Source organism: Pseudomonas sp. WS 5079, assembly GCF_012985465.1.
Lineage (GTDB): Bacteria > Pseudomonadota > Gammaproteobacteria > Pseudomonadales > Pseudomonadaceae > Aquipseudomonas.
The window spans coordinates 88,315-107,387 of the sequence record NZ_JAAQWN010000006.1; the positions used below are offsets into that span (position 1 = coordinate 88,315).

The window sequence follows — 19,073 nt, forward strand, 5'->3', positions numbered from 1 at the left end:
CAACCTCTCGCCTTTAGGAACGCAACATGAACCAGCTAAAACAGCAACAAGTCGCTTTGATTCAAGAACTGGAAACACTCGAAGAAAGCCTGCCACAACTGGAGGCCGAATGGCGCAATGCACCCAGCGGGTTCAGTGCGAATGGCAACGTAATTGGAAGCCCTGAAAGCCGCGAGTCTATGGAAAAACTATCAAGCGTCAAAGCCCGCATAGATCTGATTCCCCGTGAGCTGGCATCAATTGATCGCAAGCTTCAACACTTGGAGAGGCTGGAAAAAATTGGTCAGATCAAAGCTGACGCTATTCAAGCGATGACCGATGCAACCGCTGAAATCGAAGCGCTGGAACGGAAAAAATTGCACCTGAATGAGCGGTTTCAGACAATTCAATCAGAAGCCAATCAAGCCCTAGAAAAGGCGCAACAAGCCGAGCGCGATGCTGCAACGTCCTACGCAAAATGCCTCGCAAGCGGCGATGCCGAAGGGGAAAAATCCGCAAGCGGCGAAATGCAAAAGGCCGCTAAGCAACTGGCAACAACGGACGAGCAGGTAAGGAGGCAAGACCTGATCATCGCTGCTCTGCAAGTCGAGCTTGATGCTCTTGAGGCTCAAATCACGAATGCTCGCCAACGTGGAGATGAGTCCAAGACAGCCGCATTGAGCGCGGCTGGATTTGCATTGGATGAGGAGTGGAACACGGTGACCGAGCAACTGCTCGCTGTAGGCGCACGGATACTTGCCATCAGCTACCAAAAAGGCGGAATGGGAGATGGATTGTCTGGGCTTGAGATCCCTCGCTTCGGCCCCTTCCATTCGAGGCTTGAACGTTCCGATTTGGCAGCGGTGGCCCGTAACATCTCTCTGGAAGACCTACTCGCCGCGTGATCCCGAATCAGCCCGCGATCGCGGGCTGCTTCCTATCTCAATTGTCAATCACTACTAGGCCGGTGGAGGTAAAACGTTCCACGCGCCCTGGAATTTTTCACATGATGGCAAGTATGTGCAGGCTCAAGCAGCATGACAATCCAAGGCATTCGAAGACGGCCATGTTCAATAATCAGGTCGGAAGATGATCTGTTATGATTCCGACGACAAGCTTTGATTTAGTGGACCTCAAGATACTTTCATGGTGAGTATTAGGGCGGGCATGAAAATGAATACGTCCTTTGTTGTAAGTAACTTTCGTATGCCACTCACAAGTAAGAGAAACACCATTTATATCAATATTTCTTTTACCCATAGCTTGCACATTTGCGTGAGTATTGGGACTCTCCGGAGATATTTCAACACCTCTACTGGCAGCAAGTTGAATCACCTGCGCTGGAAGATCATTTTTGAAATCATCAACAGCACAATCATTTAAATAAGCCAGCTGATGAATAATTAAACCCCCACATTCTCTATAGGAGACATCCATCTTTCTTACATCACTAATCCCAGCATGAAAATATATATCCGGAAACATAAGATCACTTAACTGAGCTAGCAAATCAACTTTAAAGCCGTCTCTTACAAAAAGTTTTCGCAGAGCGGCCATCAAGCTTGCCTGATCATTGACCATGCACATGGCATCATCATCCCACCACTCCTCTGCCGAGTAGTCTGTACCAGAAAGACAACCGCCTTTACCTTTTCTTGCTAACTCTATAATTCCAGACTCTAGTGGACGATCATTTTCTAGATCAGTGCTTTGCCCTTTCTGAGCGGCCACATCAAACAATAATATAGCATCACGATACTCGCCATCTCCATAACAAGAATATAAGAGTTCAGCAAAACTCTTATCCTTGATAGGCAACGAATGAAGTTCGTAAGGACAATACAAACTCAAGCATGGATTAGACGAAACCTCATCCATAGTTTGAGCTATTTTTTCAAATTCGGCAATTTTTCGGGGCAGATTCTCGAGACACGCAGCGATGTGAAGTTCGTCCATGAAAAAGTGCATTAAGCTCTCCCTGAGGCTAGAACTCTTAGATTTTTAGAATGCTGATCAAAGAAACCCTCTGGCCAACGATCAAGCTTACCATCAGGTTTTAGTGCCACCTGCTCAGCGACTGTAGCCTCATTTATTTTCTTAGTGAAAAAATAGATCTTAATCTTCTCGGCTATTATATTTTCATTGGCCTTCACGGCCAGCCTAATTCCATCAAGCAAATGATCACTATGGGTTTCAATAATTACTTGAACACCTGCGAAAGCCGCCATCGCAGCCAGGATCCCCAGTCCCGTCTGACCACGTGGATGCAAATGAGCCTCAGGATTTTCGAGAATCAAACAAGCCCCAGAATCCGCTATACGTTGAAACCAGCGCACAACTCTAGGGTCAGAATCATCGACCATTTTAGCCGGCATGGTTAACAGGCCTAAAACTATAGGCAAAGCGTAACTTATCCCATAACCGGAGTTTGTTGGTCGAACGCCATCAATTGATAAATGTGACAAGTCAAATTTTTCTTGGACGCCGTAATCAAGCTTAACACCAGGTGCTATGTCGCTCATCCACCAATTCAATTGGGCTTTCAGCGTATTTCCTTGCGCATCTGGATGCCTTAGCTCCTCTGGAATGATACAACCTTCCATAAGCGTCGCAAAGTGCGCGGAATATTCTCCGTTCTGTCCGATTGCGAGGGAAGCAATGTCATCTCCCAACGTAGGCAAACCGACGCGGGGGCCGAACCTATCTGCAGATATAAATTGGGTTAAAGGAATTCTATCTTTCCCAATAAGTTTGGAGGAGTTCTTTGAAATCGAAAGCAATATCTGGTGATCATCATCACTTAAAATACCAATTTCAATTTCATCACTAACTCCAGCTTGGCGTGAGCGAAGCTCTGCATATCCTCCTAGCCCACTTATGTAAGGGGCCCCAGTATCATGCTCAGACAGGCACATTCTTAGCGCCTGTATAGCTGTGCTTTTACCTGTATTATTCAACCCAGTTAGAACTGTAAGATTACCAAGCTCAAGCACTTGAGACTCAAATGACTTAAAATTTTTAACTGCCAAATAACTAAGCATTCTGATACTCCTTTAGCAACTTTATTATTGTCGAATACCTATCACGCACTCCCGAGGACTCGCTACCGTACTTACCTATCGCATCAGAAAATACGTCATCCTGTAGTATCTCATAATAAGAACTTAAAAAAGATGCCTTGTTCGCAAAGATATTTTCATATGTAGCACTCGTAAGCCTAGCAAATAAAACAGTCCACATTTCAAAAAGCGACTTATTTATCGGCGTTTTCCTTCCGCTACCACTAGACCTCCTAAACACATGCTCTCCAAAAATCGAATGACTTCTAACGAGCGCCTTTTCAAACGATTCAATCAGAGCAATCCTACTATAAGGAGCTCTAAGAGGAACGACATATTCTTTATTAATGTGCCTCATGGTATCGGACAAAAACTCATCCATATCACCACCAAAATCAGTTCTCCTCCTTAAATGGAACGATATAAATCGCAAAGCGAGTTCTCGACCAGCCATACGATCATCTTTCACATTTTTTCCTACAACTCTTAAGTAGGTATCATTATTAACTAATTCCTTAAGGAGCTTTGAAGCTTCACCTTGATACAAAGCATGCCGAATTTCTTGAGTCGAAAGCCTCATACCTCCAGTGTTGATACGCTTAAATATATTTCTCTTAACCTTTTCAGGAGTATCCGGATTAATAATAGTAAATGAAAGCTCTGCTTCCATAATGTTATTAATAACCCGAGCCGCTTTTAACTTATTTTCAATTGTGTAAAAGTCCTTACCATCGAATGACCCGCCCCAAAACTCCAAACCTTTCAGTTTAAAACCCTTGCCATCATCATCCTCGCCCAGAATAAAATCTTTTATTGTAGTAAGTCGCTGGAGACCATCGACTACTTCCCATCGTCCGTCTTTATCTTCGGACACATAAAACATAGGAAGAGGGATGCGCAACATCATGGACTCGATAAGCAAGCTTTTACGCTTCACATCCCAAACAAAGTTCCTCTGAAAATCAGGAGCCAACTTAATTGTATTATTGCGAATTCTTCTAAGAACTGTATCTAACGCAATAATCTTAGAAGATAGGGATATTGAGGCCGGATCAAAGGGTTCTCCGGTTTGAAATTGACTTTCCTCGGACTCGCTTTCTACTCCCGACCCAACGCCTTCCTCTGCAAGATCTTCTTGATAGTTTACAGCCATCAATAAACTCCTTGAGTTTTGTATAGTAATCCCACCCGAGACTTTATAAAAAATTTTATTGAGCGCACACGCATGGAACCTGTGACCAAAAAATTCCTGCTGGGCTCTCGCGAGGCGACTATTAGATTTTTCTGGAAAATAGCATCCTATGGAATTTCTACAAGTCTGAGTAGGTATATTTCTCGCAATGCGAAAAAGAAGAGCCCTTGGAAAGCCTACGAGCGTCTACGTATCTGTTCAACCCAAAAAAATCTTGACCATGCACTACCCAAAGTGCTTGGTACAGAGTACACGTTCGAGGAATACAGCTTGCGCGGGGGCGCTGGCATAACGATGGGAAATACGGCATCACTCCAGCGGAGTCATAGAAGATATGAGCTTTTTGAGGGATTATGGAAGCAACGTTAGCTGACAACGATAGAGATGGCTGGGAGTTGGACGACGCCGAAGCCATCCACAATGAAAACCCTGCAAGCTTCTGGCTTCCTCCGAGTGATGCTAGAAATAGCCTTCAAGCACAACAGCTTGTTAAGTTGATTTTTAGAATCATACTACTTTCAAGATGAATTTGGCCTGCGCCCAAACAGCAAAGCCGAATTTGATAAGGCCGTACAAGACGCCAAGTCAATGGAAGCAATGATGAAAAGGGTTCTAGGCACGCGGTATCGCGACGAAGAGTGAGAGGCCGCTCTAGTCTTACCCTAGCAAGCCCTTTAGGCCGTTCGAATGCTCAATGAAAAAAGATTCCGCCCCCTTTTCGGTCCTGTTTTTCTGATTCTTCAGCCCATTCGCTCTTGACCGATTACTACCTTTTGCAAGAGGGCGCTATCGACCATTAGCAGCCACTCCAAGCAGCTGCAAACGGAATTCACGGTGAATTTTAAGTTTCGAAACCTACCAAAAGCAGTCTGTCATCCTCACTCTATAGCGAAAACTAGACGAAGTAGTGGCTTTAGGCTAGTCTTTGAATTTGCATTGTTTTGCAAGGGTGAACTTTAGTTGGGCTTTATACCTAGTCTACTAACCGCCGTGAATGCCCGAATGGACCTAATACACTACAAATAAAAAGATCACAAAAAATGATAGAAGTTAAAGATGTATCTTATGGAAATACCAGTTCTTCACAGGTACTTTATTTCACGGGAGGGTTAGCAGTATTTCAACTCCCTGATGGAGAGTACGCATTGGGACCAGTACCTACGGCCAATGCTTTACCCTTCTATACGTTTAAAACCCTTGAAGAGCTCACAAACGTGGCGAAGCTAGCCGGAGCCCTTCGAGTTGGCACCAATGAAACTATTCAGATGCAATCCACGGAGGTAGCCTTTTGGCGGCCAGATAGTACATCATCGAAAAATGGCCTCAATAGCGCAGCGGATAGGTGGAGTGGTATCTCATACAGCGCGTACCTCAAAAATGATGAAAGCTACCAAACCATCGGACGGTATATTAGTGTTTCTATGCAAGCAACTGGAATCAGGCTGCGGGATATAGCTTTACTTCATCACGACCAACTGATAATGGCTCTTGAACAGCCATCTCAGGTGGGCATGGGTTTTTCAAACATACAAATGCTAGATCTTTATTTAGCATTCCACTCGCTTGCAACTGAGCTCTGTTCAGCCCGAGATTATCTTGCTAGGTTGGCCGCAATGCACATTCGGGCGAAAGATTCAGTAGATAATATGCCTCGTCTAGAGGACTGGCTAAAAAAACCAGCCCACAAAGACCACATTAAGGAACCGTTGGTTCAGCTTATGATGAACGCTTGGGGGTCTAACGAATCACCTGGTTTTCTACGTACACTAGGTGACTTACGAAACAAAATGGTCCACCGCCAACCGATGTCTGCGAACCCTGAATCAGCAATGCTTAAAACTATGGAAACGGCAACTGATTTTGGCCCAATATTAACTATTAGATTGGCTCCTAAACGGTCTGAGGAGCCAGATATTAACACTACCCAAGACCCCTTTGAGGCAATACTCCAGTTGTCCCAGCAAATGGAGAAACTTTCGACGCAGGCTGCAGATCTCGCAAAATACGAGCCCGAAATAATATCCTTTATGGCTAAGTAAAAATTTAAAGCGAGAGCTCTAAAAATCAGCAGACACAGGAATATCTAGAGATTACATTGGGGCATTATGAGCCTTTCGTAGCCCCAGAGCAGGAGCAACCGCACTTTGATGGAGGGAACTACTGTGAACAGTTGCTCCTGATCCGAAGCTCTCCTTCAAACATGCTGAAAACCTAAATGCTACCCCATTTGACTTGTGACTGGCTTAAATAAAATGCTATGCAATGTAGGTTTCCCATTCAAAAAACAAGGTCAGATTCTTCTTCGCAAGGCTCTTTCTTGCGATCATATATAATTGCAGCCTCGTTAATTGTCAAAGCCGGCCCGAGATAGAGCTGGATCATGTTCATTCTGAGCATTTTGAACTCAAAGGAAGCGAGATCAATTTCTAGCTCCTCCGTAAAACATTTTTCATAGGTTTTTGCGTCGTATCCTTTGAACTCTATCCCCAAAGACTTGAGCGCCTTGAATACTTTTACTACGCCGGAGATGAAAATAGGCATGATATCTAGATACACTTGCTTTTCTGGATATCGCTCAGTCTGAGCTTCTGCCAAAACCTTTTTAAATCCAAGCCCTTCTGCTATTAGATTAAACCGTTTTTGGATGTCAGTTGTTTTGCCGAGTCGCAAAAGCTCTGGCGAATTCTTGCTGGGGTCTAGGCGCGAATATATATCCTCCAGTTTGACGAAATGATGCATGCGTGATCTTTCGCCTCCCGCAGATTTATGGCCCGCCAGCAAATATGCTGCCCCTTCTAAGTGCTCAGGGGCTTCGCAGAGCCACAACTCGGGAAGCAAACTGGAAAACAACGAATGATCTCGATGATGCAAGGCATTACGCAACGCAATAAGCAAAGATGTATCCGGTTGTGCAAAGTAATCGAACTCATCACTAGAGACATCGTATAACGTGTGGAAGGCTTCTAATGTCGCTTCCCACGCTCTATCCAAATTTTCGATGGCTTCCTCTCTGTCAACTGCTACCAATCCCTTGTAACGAAGATGTTCCTCTCCATAGATACGCATCGTATTAGCAAGTCGACTGACTGCCCTCTGTACGATTTCCTTTTCCATGTGTAGTCCCCGGAGTTATTTTTGAGCTAATTACGTTAGTGACATAAGATCGTACCTGGAATCCAACTGCCTCGCCCGAGCCAGATACAACCGGTACAGATAAGAGGCGGAAGCCTACACTACGTTACGTGCCTTCTACGAATGACTGCTTTTGGTCCAGAGCAGTCGTTTGATCGACACGAAGGGCAATGAGCCTCGACCGGCAGAGAACGACCCATAGCAGCCCAATCGCATCAGAACTACCAGCCGAAAGCTGCCATTCCCAAGATAATCCCCACTCCAATTATCTCAGGTTTACCTATAAATAAAGCAAGGAGGTTTTGGCGCCACACTATCCGTGATACGAAAATCTATGAAGTGGCGTAGTGTTTTTCTGTCAAATATAGCGACTCCATGACAAATAGAGAAAAATTTCTCACTAAGTTTTCTAGAGAATCTTTGAAAAGAATATAGCCATGCCTTTCGATGTGCTCTTGTATCGGCTCCAGCACATCCAATAACAAGTTAACTGGAATAGTCATCTCATCTTGGTTGTCGCAAGCGCGGCAAATGCTATCGATATATATACCAAAGGCCTTTTTTGTGCGGTCAGAATAAATTCCAGCGCTATGAACTTGTTGGTTTCTTATAAAGTTAAGAAGCCTCCACACAGAGGCAAGCTGGGACGAGTTAGTAAAGAACTGGCTTCGAGTTTGGAGGTCAGAAAAAAAAGCCGCTTCAGTACCATCACGCTTTAGCTTCCCCATTAAACACTTCGATATTACATCTTTCCCGCCCAGCATGAGGTGCCGCTCGTTTGTGGATTGATACTTCCTCCTATATATATTTGTAATTGTGCTTTCAAATAGAAAAAAGTACTCAAGAAACGCCGAGGCATTTAGCGTTCGTATTACCAACTCTCTGTTGGATATTCCGTATGCTTTCGACTTCGCCTCAAACGAATCGGAAGCAAAAATTCTTGGCTCGTTTTCCTGGATGACTTCTCCAGGATCGATATGCATCGCTTTGCAGTAGGCTTTATAGGTTTTTGTTATCCCCTCAGAACTCTCAGGTAATTCACCAATGAAGCCGTCAATATGCTCATCAATTACTTGTTTTGACTCTCCAAACATCTCCGGCATTAAGTTGCACTGCGCAACAACTGTTGATGTTGTGACCATCATATGCTGCGATACGAATGAGCTATAGTACTTAACATCCTTGCCAGGTAAAGGCTTCAAGGTGTCAAAAAGCGCTGAAGTTAGAAGCAGCATGCAACCTCCATGTTGTACGGCGAGCATTGCACGCCAGGCGAGAAACAAAAAATAATACCTATACTTATCATATCGCCACCCACACTACAAGCTCGACCTTGTAATTGGATAGCACATATATTGTGCAAACTCATGCGCTTGGTGACGTCGAACTCTATTTATTGACATTGATTGCGCTCATGACAATCCTCTCCAGATGCATTCGAAGCCCGCTTGTCCTGTTGCTACACTGAGCCACTCCCTCAGGTTGAGCCTGGACTAGCTAACCCTGAATAGCCAAAACCTCTATAGGATTTACGCTACAGGGAATTTGAAACTACTTTCCATGTTTTAACTGAGTACAATCATGAGCCGAATAATACTCTGAGGTTGATAGCAGACTCTGGTAGATATATGTACTCCAGAAAGTAGCGAGCGTCCGCGATTGGCCGGTAGCAGCCCTTCTAAGCTAAAGACTGTAGTACGATCATCATAAGCCGCTCCTCGCAGAGCAGTTCTTGATGTAACACCTATTTGCCCTGTAACACGTCTATCGGCAAACGGAACACAGCTGTGTAACGCAAAATAAGTCATTTTAAAACATATACTTACAAGGAATCGCAACACCCGTAACACGGTTTTATTAGGGTACCCCCCTAGCCCCATCAGTATTGCTCCTCCAGCGAAAGCGGATCGATCATCTTCTTGGCTTTGATTAGACAACGGGGTCCCTGTGCATGTTGGTTTGTCACGGAGTAGGAAACCCGCCAGATCGTGTTGGCGGAAGGCACCCAGCTTAGTGAACAGGTGAAGCTGGTGAACTCCAATTCACCTGTGCATATGCCCTACCTTTTCAGCTATCTGCGAGCACCGTTACCAATACGGTAAAGATGCCCTTTTCTCTTCAAGATCCTTTCAATTTCAACATTGAAATTTCAGTAAGCTAGTGTGGTTGCCGCTACCACGATCCCGCGGGTTTCATGCCCCGTGTGAAGCGAAACCTCTCAGGGTCCCCAGCGTGATTTCCTCTCCTCGAAAGGCGGAGCCGGCGAAATTCGCTTGGCAGACCGGAGCAACAAGCGCCTGCCCACAACCCAGGATGCTGACTTTAGCGTTACACGCATGGGCAGCGTTACATCCGATGTACGCGATGCAGCGCTGCTGTGTAACAGCCGTGAAAGCCAATGAAACCGGGCGTTTGGTGAAGGGCGTTACACCCGTAACACCGGTTACACCAGTTTTGGAGGGGGGCTGGATATGTGCTCTCATGCTGCCCTTCCAAATTGGCCCTACACCACATTGTTGTCCTCTCGTGAATCAAGATGACCAGCGTGATTTCCGATCACCAGGTGGTGAGGACAGCTGATATGCAATGCCACTGGCTCGAGGTAGATTGACTACCTCACAACACGGCGGGAGAACATCATGGAAGACACCCCTTTGCTTGCTTCATTACTCAAGCGCATGAATGAAAACCAACTGGCCCTGGGGGCAGCTATCGAGGAGCTGTCAAACTGGGTTGAGCAAAGAGGATCTACAGAAGTGGCACAGAACATTCGAGGGGCACTGGATACCCTGGATGGAAATGCAGGATTCATCACCCTTGCCCTCGCCTCACTGTCGGCAGAAGGTCGGACAAATATGTGAATACCCGGTCGAATGGCTACACATCACCTACCACCTGGTGGTGCTTCACCTAGCGGGAATACGACTACATCCATAGGCAGAAGCAAGCAGCGTGTATGCCTACATGTATGCCTAACTGAAACACACCATACAAAACCCTTTAAATACAGAGCATTACAAGACCAGTTCAAATGACTGTGTACCACCAAGTACTAAAAACGGCTTACCGAAAGGTAGGCCGTTTTTTTATGCCCGCAGAAATCCTGGAGAGCAAGCCCGCGAGCAGCTATAGCTCACGGGCCATGTCTACACCTTAGAAGTAAGTCGTCGCCCCGGCAAAAAACGCCCGGCCCGGCACATAGAACGTCGTCGAACCATCCCGCGCATCTTCGTCCAGCAGGTTCTGCACGCCGCCATTGAGCGTCAGCCACTTGGTCACGGCCAGGTTCGCCGTCAGGTCGTAGGTGGTGTAGGACTTGACGAAGTCATTGCCCACCCCGCGCTGTTTACCCACATGCTGCGCCGACAGTTCGGTGTTGAGCTTGTCGGTGGCCTGCCAGTTGATTGCACTGAAAGCAGACAACTTGGGCGCGCTGATCAGGTCTTCGCCGGTGGACAGGTTTTTGCTTTCCAGCATGTAGGTGGCGTTGGTGCGCCAGTCCAGGGAGTCGGTCAGCGGCACGCGAACCGAGCCTTCCCAGCCGCGGGTGCGCGCTTTTTCGACGTTTTCCAGCATGGTCCACCAGCGACCCTGGAATTGGCCCAGTGGCGCATATTCGATCTTGTCTTCGAAGTCGGTATGGAAGTACGTCAGGCTGGCTTCCCAACCATCACGGTCGAAGGACACACCCATTTCCTTGTTGACGCTGGTCTCTGGCGACAGGTTCGGGTTACCCGCCATCCAGCAACTGCCGCTCACATAACCCAGGGGTTTCAACGAGCCGCAACCGCGACCGCCGGACTCGGTGGCGGCACCGGCGCTGCCCTCTTTCAGGCTTGGCGCACGGAAGCCCTTGGACACACCACCGCGCACGGTCCAGTCCGGGTGCGGATGGTAGACCAGGTACGCCCGTGGGCTGTTGTGGTTGCCGTAGTCTTGACTGTGGTCGAAACGGTTGCCCAGGGTCAGGGCCAGGTTGTCGAGCAGGTACAATTCATCTTCGATAAACGCAGCCGAGTAGTCACCCTTGAGCGACGAGCCGGAAACCGCAGCGCCCTGATAGTCCACGGGCACCGTGCCCAGGGTGTCGCTGTTGGTCAGCTCTTCACGCTTCCACTGCCCGCCCACGGTCATGCGCTGGCTGAGGAGCAATTCAAACGGAATGTTCAGGCTGCCTTCGGCGATTTTTTCTTCGGCGCTGGATTTGCCCCAGTCGATATCGTTCTTGAATTTGTTCAGGTACAGGTCGACCTTCGAGGTGCCGAAACTCCAGTCCCCGCTGTGGGAAACGGAGTAGCTGTCACGAATCAAACGGCCAGGACCAAAGCTGCCACCGATGGTTTCGCCCCAGTCACCAAAGGTCTTTTTACTCGACCAGGACCGCTCCACACCATGCACGGCCTCGAACGACAGGCTCTGCTCATCGTTGATCTTCCAGTCGAGCAAGGCGTTGACACTGTGGTCCTTGGCGCCGCCAGCGCCGTCGCCGTACATGAACTCGCCATCCTTATCCAGGCGCGCCGTGACCTCATCGGCGGCCCGCCGGGTCAGGTTGGCGCCCAGGCGCAGGCCCACCGACTCAGTCAATGGCCCGGACAGGTTGAGGCTGGTCTGGGTGGTCTGGCCCCGATCGGAGTCTTCGGGAATCGTGGTGTTGATGTTGGCCGAACCACTCCAGGTGCTCGAGACCTTGCGGGTGATGATGTTGATCACCCCGCCCATGGCATCCGAGCCGTACAGCGAAGACATGGGGCCGCGCACGATCTCGATGCGCTCAATCATGTTCGGGGTGATCCAGTTCAGGTCCTGGCGCGCCAGGTCGCGGCGATAGCTCAAATCCCCGGAACCGCCGAGGCGTTTGCCGTCCACCAGGATCAAGGTGTACTTGTCGTCCAGGCCACGCAGTTTGATTTTCGATTGCTCGCCCACCGGGCCGAAGCCACCGGTAACGCCGGGCACACGCCGCAGCAGAGTGTTGAGGTCATACACCGGCTGGCGCTCGATTTCTTCGCGGGTAATCACGCTGACGCTCGCGGGTGCATCGCGCAGGTCCGTGGCGCCGCCGGTGGCGGTGACGAACGAGGTGTCGAGTTCGGTGACGGCGTGTTTATCGACCTCACCAATCTCTTCTGCTTGCAACGCCGGGGCGGCGATCAGCATGCCGACGGCCAGGAAAAGAGAGCTGAACAGGTAGGGGGGATTATTCATTGCAAACAGTCCTTGTTGAGCCGATATGCACCAAGACGGAGCACTAAAGGTCGCGGAGTGTAATGCAAATCTTTATCATTTAGAAAAGCATTTATGACAATGTCGACACAATTCCATACATTTCAAATAGATTTATTTTCTTCGAAATACAGCGAAAAGCCGATTAAATCGTCAATCAGAGGATATTTTGCAACGTTAAAGTATTTACTAAAAAATCGAATTAATGCCCTGCTCGCCGCCCCGCAATGGCCTGAATCAGGACCGTTGCGGGGCGGCAATGCCATCAGAAAGCGTATTTGGTGCTCAGCATGAAGTTTCGCGGCTCCCCGTAGGAACCGCTGTAGAAGTTGCCATCCAGGGAGCTGATGTACTTCTTGTCCAGCAGGTTGTTGAGCGTGGCAGTCGCGGACCATTGTGGCGTCAGTTGATAGCGGGCCATCAGGTTGACAGTGGCGTAGTCGCCCTGCTTGACCTTGGCGGGCTGGCTGAAGCGCCAGGAGTCCACCGTCAGGTTGATCGCGCTTTGCCAGTTCACCCCGCCGCCAAGGGTCAGGCGCTCCAGTTCGCCGGGCAGGCGGTAGGTGGTCCAGACCTTGACCAGGTCGGCGGGGATGCTGCTTTTGACGCGTTCGTGCTGCTCATCCTTGACCACACTGTGACTGTAGCTGGCGGCAAGGTTCCAGTCGGGCAGCAGCTCGCCGCTGACTTCCATATCCACCCCCCGGGTCTTGGTTTTTTTCGCCGCATAGGCGGTCAGGGTGTCACTGCCGGCGACCATGCCATCGGCCACGGCGTCGTTCTCCAGGTCGACCTCGAACAAGGCAACAGAGGTGTTCAAGCGCCCACCGTAGTAGTCGCTCTTGAGGCCGATTTCGTAGTTGTTGCCCTCACGCGGGTCCAGCAGCCTGCCGCTCCTGTCACGGTAGGGCTGGGGTTTGAAAATACTCGTGTAGCTGGCGTACAGCGAGTGGTTGGGCGTGAGGTCATAGACCACGCCCGCATATGGCGTGACCTCACCATTGACCCGCACGCTGTCGTCGGTGTTGAAGCGCACCATGTTCGCCACGTTGTAATGCAGCGAGGCGTCATACCGATAGTTGCTGACCCGCGCCCCGAGGATTACCGACAGCTCATCACTGGGTTTTAGGCGCGTGGCCAGGTAAACCCCGTTCTGCCACTGGTCGATGTTGTCGTCTTCGCGGTTGAAGTTGTAGGACGCATGCGGTGCATAGTTGTTCCAGCTGTAGATATTCACCGGCTTGCCGCTGACACCGTTGTTGCTGGTGCCGTCGGCCAGCAGGTTGCCGAAGCCGTTACGACGGTTTTCGTAGTCCTGGAAGTTGAAGCCAAATACCAGCTCATGCTCGCGCCCCATCAGCTGGAACGGGCCGGAAAACATGATATCCAGGCCTTTCTGTTCCTGGGTGTTGTCGCCCTTGGTGGCGGTATAGCTCAGGCCATTGCCGGTCTGGGCATTCACGAAGCCTGTGGTGGTGCCGACGATGATCGAGTCGTAGTCGCGGGTGCCATACATGGCATTGGCGGAGACTTTCAGGGTCCAGTCATAGGCCAGTTTCTGCTCGATGGAGGCGAAGGTGTTGACCGACTCCTGGCGGTTGCTGCTGTCACGGCTGGCCGGGTTGTCGGAGCGCGAGGTGTGCAGGCGCTTGCCATTGCTGTCCAGCAGCGGCAGGCCGGTGGTGGAAAAGCCCTTGGGGTCGTTATCGAGGTATTCCACGCCCGCCGTCAGCAGGGTGGTCTCACTCAAATCGGCTTCGACCACGCCATACACAATGGTCTTTTCCTGCTGCAAATGGTCGGTGAAGCTGTTGCCCTGCTGATACGCCGCTACCGCCCGGCCACGCAGGTTACCGGTTTCGGTCAAGGGCCCGGACACGTCCACTTCGCTGCGGTACAAGTCCCACGAACCCAGCCCGGCACTGACGTAGCCCTTGAACGTATCGGTCGGTTTCTTGCGGATCAGGTTCACCGTGCCGGACGGATCACCGGCGCCCGACATCAGGCCCGAAGCGCCACGCAGCACTTCAATCCGGTCGTAGATGGCCATGTCCGACAAGGCCTGGGGCAATGCCTGACTGAACGCGAAGGATGTGGTCGGCATGCCATCGTACTGATAGTTGTCGATGGCCAACCCACGGGAAAATACATACAAGCGGTCGCTGCCGGGGCTCTGTACGTTGATCCCCGGCGTCTGCTCCAGCACCTGGCCGATGCTGCGCAGGTTCTGGTCATCGATACGCTGGCGAGTGATCACGCTGACGGTCTGCGGGGTTTCGCGCAGCGAAAGGTTGAGCTTGGTCGCGGTCTGGGTCGACGCCACGGTGTAGGACCCCGTACCCTCGCTGGTAGTCCCCAGGCCGGAAATGGTGGTAGCGCCCAATTGCAGGGTGTCGCCCTGCACCGCCGGCACCAGGATGTAAGTGCCATTGCCCTGGCGCTGGGCCTGCAAGCCGCTGCCGGCGAGCAGGCGCGACAGGCCTTCCTCGACACTATAAGTACCGCTCAGGCCCGGCGTGGTCATGCCTTGGGTCTGCTCGCTGCTGAACGACAAAGTGACGTTGGCGGCCGTGGCAAACAGGCTTAACGCCGAGCCCAGGGCGCCCGGCTGGATCTGGTAGACCACCGGCAGGCTTTGCGCCATGGCCTGGGTTGGCGCCAGGTTCAGGGCCGAAAAGGCACCAAGGGCCAATGCCAGGTGCACCGCCTTGGCAAGCGGCCGGGCGGCCCGCAGAGAGAATCGTGACATGGGGGTTTCCTTCCGTTGGCAGAACATAGCAACAGTCGTAATCGCTGCTTTCGGTACATGGCCGAACGAAAATGAAAATCAGCAACCGCCAATGGGAATAATTCGCAAAAAAAAAGCAGAGGTCGCTCAGGCAGGTTCCACCGTGACCCAGTAACGCGTCACGTAACGCACATTGACCGCGAGGGATTGGCGCAGGTTGTCAAGGACGGTGTCGGTGTCATCAATGCGAAACGCCCCGCTCAGGCGCAGGTCGGCAATCGCCGGCGCACAGCGCAGCACGCCGGCACGATAGCGCCCCAACTCGGCGAGGAAATCCGCCAGGCGCCAGTCCAGTACCGTCAACATCCCCTGGCTCCAGGCGCCTGCGCCTGCCGGGGCCGCAGTCATCGGGCCGACCTGCTGGCGATTGAAACCGGACTGTTGCCCGGCATCGAGGCGCAAGACCTGCGCGGGGTTATCCAGGGGACGCAACTCCACCGCCTGTTCGATCACACACACATCGGTGTGACCGGGCCCGCAGCGCACGGTGAAACGCGTGCCCAGGGCGCGCACCGTACCCTGGGGCGTCTGCACCACAAACGGCCGGCCCAGGGCATCGCGGGCGGTCTGCACCAGAATCTCGCCACGGTGCAGATGGATCGCGCGCAGTTGCCCGCTGAAGACAATATCCATGGCGCTGTCAGTGTTCAGGTCGACCTGGCTGCCATCTGAAAGACGCAGATGGCGACGCTGGCCGGTAGCGGTGCGTTGATTGGCCATCAGCGCCTGGTAAGGCACGGTCTCGGTGGCCAGCCAACCGCTGCCGCCCACCGCCAGCAACACCGCAAGGATCTTCAACACCTCCCGGCGCCGGGCGCGCCCACCAGCGAGCGTGGGCAACGCCACATCCGCCGGCAGGCCGGCCCATTGGCTGTGCAGTTTTTCCACCCGGGCCCACGCCCGCGCATGCTGGGGACTTGCCTGCAGCCAGGTGCGCCAGGCCTGGCGGTCGGCATCGCAAGGGTTCGTCCCCTTGAGTTGCACGTACCAGGTGGCCGCGGCTTCCAGGGTCTGGATATCCAGGGTGGTGCTCATCAATCTTCCGTGAGCAGCAGGCAGCGGGTCATGGCGCGGATCAAGTGCTTTTTGACCGTGGTGACGGACACGCCGTAACGCTCGGCGGTCGCCACATAGTTCAAGCCTTCCAGCTGTACCGCGAGGAAAATCTGCCGGGTACGTTCGCCCAGGCCGTCGAGCAAGGTGTCCACCGCCACCAGGGTTTCAAAGATCAGCAGGCGGGTTTCCGGGGAAATCTCCAGGGGTTCCGGGCGCAGGGCCAGGGCCTCCAGATAAGCCTGTTCGAGCGCACGGCGGCGGAATTTGTCGATCATCAACGCCCGGGCGATGGCACTGAGGTAGGTCCGCGGCTCGCGAATCTGTGCCACGTCCCGGGAGGTCAACAGGCGCACGAAGGTGTCCTGCGCCAGGTCCGCGGCATCGCTGGCATTGCCCATGCGCGCGCGCAGCCAGGCTTTGAGCCAGCCATTGTGTTCGCTGTACAACACGTGCAGCGCAGCATGATCGGGAGCGGACATGGGCGGTAAAGACCAATAATTCAATTGATAATTAATCGCATTGTCTTGCCCGCACGGGATTTGCGCAAGATCGATTCTGTTACCCATCGGTTTTTGACGCTCTTGCATCCCCGCTGTTAGTGTCCGCCCTCCTTCCCCGCAGATATCTGCCAGGTGCGATTTACCGCAAAGCATCATCCCAGGGACAACAGATCATTCTCAAAATGAACGGAGTTCAGCGCGTGCTTTTCAACCTACGCTTGCAGCGCCTCACCAGCCTTTCGGTGATCGCCGCCGCCCTCAGCCTCGGCGCCTGCCACAGCACCAGCACCCCCGACCTGCCGCCCGCCCCGGAGCTGGGCTCGGGTTATCGCACCGACATGAAAGTACGCCACGCCGAGCGCCATATGGCGGCGGCGGCCAACCCGCTGGCGGCCGAAGCCGGGCGCAAGATCTTGCGCCTGGGCGGCTCGGCAATCGATGCGGCCATCGCCATGCAAGCGGTGCTGACCCTGGTAGAGCCGCAGTCCTCGGGGATCGGCGGTGGCGCCTTTATCATGCTGTGGGATGGCAAGCAGGTACGGGCCTATGACGGCCGTGAAACCGCACCGGCCAGCGCCACGGCCGATATGCTGTTGAATGCCGACGGCACACCGATGGCCTTTGCCCAGGCGCAGATCGGTGGTCGCTCGGTCGCCACCCCCGGTGTGCTGCGCGCGCTGAAAATGGCCCACGAACACAGCGGTCGCCTGCCCTGGGCGCAGTTGTTTGCGCCGGCGATCCAGTTGTCCGAACAAGGCTTTGCGATTTCTGCGCGCCTGCACAGCCTGATCGCCGCCGACCGCTACATCAGCCAGTCACCGGACATGGCGGCGTACTTCCTCAACGCCGACGGCAGCCCGAAAGCCACGGGCACGCTGTTGAAAAACCCGGCGCTGGCCAATGTATTCAAGCGTATCGCCAAGGAGGGGCCCGAGGCACTCTATAGCGGTCCAATCGCCGAGGAGATTGCACGCAAGGTCCAGAGCCATCACAACACTGGCCGCCTTGCGCTGAACGATCTCCAGGGCTACCGCGCCAAGGAACGCGCGCCGCTGTGTACCGACTACAAGCGCTGGCAAGTGTGCGGCATGCCGCCACCCTCTTCGGGCGGGGTGGCCATTGCGCAGATCCTCGGCACCTTGCAGGCCCTCGAAGCCCGCGACCCACGCTGGGCCCTGGCGCCGCTCAAGCCGGTGCAGGCCGCAACAGCCGCCGGCCTGGAACCCGTACCCGAGGCCGTGCATTTGATTGCCGAGGCCGATCGCCTGGCCTACGCCGACCGCGCCCAATACATCGCCGACACCGACTTTGTCCCAGTGCCGGTCGCGGGCCTGGTCGCACCCGGCTACCTGGCCAGCCGCGCCGCATTGGTGGGTGAGCGCAGCATGGGCGCGGCCACGCCCGGCCAACCGGCGGGGGTTCAGGTGGCCTACGCGCCGGATCGCTCGCCACTGCGCATTTCCACCTCGCAAGTGGTGGCCGTGGATGACCAGGGCGGTGCAGTATCGATGACTACCACCATCGAAGCCGCGTTTGGTTCCCACGTGATGGTCCAGGGCTTCCTGCTGAACAATCAGATGACTGACTTTTCCTTTATCCCCGAGGAAAACGGCCAGCCGGTAGCCAACCGCATCGAGCCGGGCAAACGCCCCCGTTCGTCCATGGCGCCGACCCTGGTCTTCGACCGCCAAAGCGGCGAGCTGCTGGCCACGGTCGGCTCTCCCGGCGGATCGCAGATCATCGAATACGTGAGCAAATCCCTGGTGGGCATGCTCGACTGGAACCTCGACCCGCAAGCCGCCATCAGCCTGCCCAACTTCGGCAGCCGCAACGGCGCGACCGAGCTGGAGCAAGGGCTGTTCAGCGAGCCGTTGAAGGCGGCGCTCAAGGCGCGAGGGCACACCTTGAGCGAGATCGAGATGACCAGCGGCACCCAGGCCATTGTGCGGGTACGCGATGCCCAGGGTAAGGCGACCTGGAGTGGTGGCGCGGATCCGCGGCGTGAGGGGGAAGCGTTGGGGGATTGACCCAGGGTTGTATCGCCTTTACGGGCCTCATCGCCGGCAAGCCGGCTCCTACAAGGTTAACGGCAGGATACGCCACACCCTGTAGAAGCCGGCTTGCCGGCGATGGCGTTTGAA

The 19,073-nt window shown here is 52.9% G+C and carries 13 protein-coding genes; 4 read left to right on the forward strand and 9 right to left on the reverse strand.

The genetic code is table 11. From position 1 onward, the window contains the following. Positions 1–26: 26 nt before the first annotated feature. A complete protein-coding gene (locus HBO05_RS17065; RefSeq protein ID WP_172313495.1) occupies positions 27–884 on the forward strand; it encodes a hypothetical protein in 858 nt (285 codons plus the stop codon). Between the two features lie 172 nt (positions 885–1,056). Here HBO05_RS17065 and HBO05_RS17070 read toward each other — a convergent pair whose 3' ends face one another. From HBO05_RS17070 to HBO05_RS17080, 3 genes are read right to left on the reverse strand one after another with little or no spacing between them, the layout of a single operon-like run. Further along, complete coding sequence (locus HBO05_RS17070; RefSeq protein WP_172313497.1) at positions 1,057–1,947, reverse strand: hypothetical protein; 891 nt, start codon at positions 1,945–1,947, stop codon at positions 1,057–1,059. After that, entirely contained in the window at positions 1,947–3,020 is a 1,074-nt protein-coding gene (locus HBO05_RS17075) for a DUF3696 domain-containing protein (RefSeq protein WP_172313499.1), read from the reverse strand. Before HBO05_RS17075 ends, HBO05_RS17070 begins: the two co-directional genes overlap by 1 nt. Continuing rightward, positions 3,013–4,191, reverse strand: coding sequence for a DUF262 domain-containing protein (locus HBO05_RS17080; protein ID WP_172313501.1), 1,179 nt, complete (start codon positions 4,189–4,191; stop codon positions 3,013–3,015). The genes HBO05_RS17075 and HBO05_RS17080 overlap by 8 nt, the downstream gene beginning before the upstream one ends. Before the next feature lie 1,079 nt (positions 4,192–5,270). On the opposite strand from HBO05_RS17080, the gene HBO05_RS17085 reads away from it, so the two are divergent. Further along, complete coding sequence (locus tag HBO05_RS17085) at positions 5,271–6,269, forward strand: hypothetical protein (protein WP_172313503.1); 999 nt, start codon at positions 5,271–5,273, stop codon at positions 6,267–6,269. 238 nt (positions 6,270–6,507) lie between these two features. Here the strand turns inward: HBO05_RS17085 and HBO05_RS17090 are convergent, their stop codons facing one another. Continuing rightward, the gene (locus tag HBO05_RS17090) at positions 6,508–7,344 is read right to left on the reverse strand and encodes a hypothetical protein (RefSeq protein WP_172313506.1); all 837 of its coding nucleotides are present in this window, start codon (positions 7,342–7,344) and stop codon (positions 6,508–6,510) included. Between the two features lie 350 nt (positions 7,345–7,694). After that, entirely contained in the window at positions 7,695–8,597 is a 903-nt protein-coding gene (locus HBO05_RS17095) for a hypothetical protein (protein ID WP_172313508.1), read from the reverse strand. Positions 8,598–10,001: 1,404 nt separating this feature from the next. Here HBO05_RS17095 and HBO05_RS17100 point away from each other — a divergent pair. After that, a complete protein-coding gene (locus HBO05_RS17100) occupies positions 10,002–10,223 on the forward strand; it encodes a hypothetical protein (protein WP_172313510.1) in 222 nt (73 codons plus the stop codon). A gap of 292 nt (positions 10,224–10,515) precedes the next feature. On the opposite strand, the gene HBO05_RS17105 is transcribed toward HBO05_RS17100, so the two are convergent. From HBO05_RS17105 to HBO05_RS17120, 4 genes are all read right to left on the reverse strand, one after another. Next, a complete protein-coding gene (locus HBO05_RS17105; RefSeq protein WP_172313512.1) occupies positions 10,516–12,570 on the reverse strand; it encodes a TonB-dependent receptor in 2,055 nt (684 codons plus the stop codon). Positions 12,571–12,853: 283 nt separating this feature from the next. Further along, on the reverse strand, positions 12,854–15,337 hold the full coding sequence (locus HBO05_RS17110; protein ID WP_262377043.1) for a TonB-dependent receptor: 2,484 nt from the start codon (positions 15,335–15,337) through the stop codon (positions 12,854–12,856). 126 nt (positions 15,338–15,463) lie between these two features. Beyond that, positions 15,464–16,411, reverse strand: a complete 948-nt coding sequence (locus tag HBO05_RS17115; RefSeq protein WP_172313514.1) for a FecR domain-containing protein — start codon at positions 16,409–16,411, stop codon at positions 15,464–15,466. Beyond that, on the reverse strand, positions 16,411–16,911 hold the full coding sequence (locus HBO05_RS17120) for a sigma-70 family RNA polymerase sigma factor (RefSeq protein WP_169954829.1): 501 nt from the start codon (positions 16,909–16,911) through the stop codon (positions 16,411–16,413). Before HBO05_RS17120 ends, HBO05_RS17115 begins: the two co-directional genes overlap by 1 nt. A 203-nt stretch (positions 16,912–17,114) precedes the next feature. Here HBO05_RS17120 and ggt point away from each other — a divergent pair, with 203 nt between their 5' ends. Then, positions 17,115–18,959: a gamma-glutamyltransferase gene (gene ggt / locus HBO05_RS17125; protein ID WP_172313516.1), complete on the forward strand. Its 1,845-nt coding sequence runs from the start codon at positions 17,115–17,117 to the stop codon at positions 18,957–18,959. Positions 18,960–19,073 lie beyond the last annotated feature (114 nt).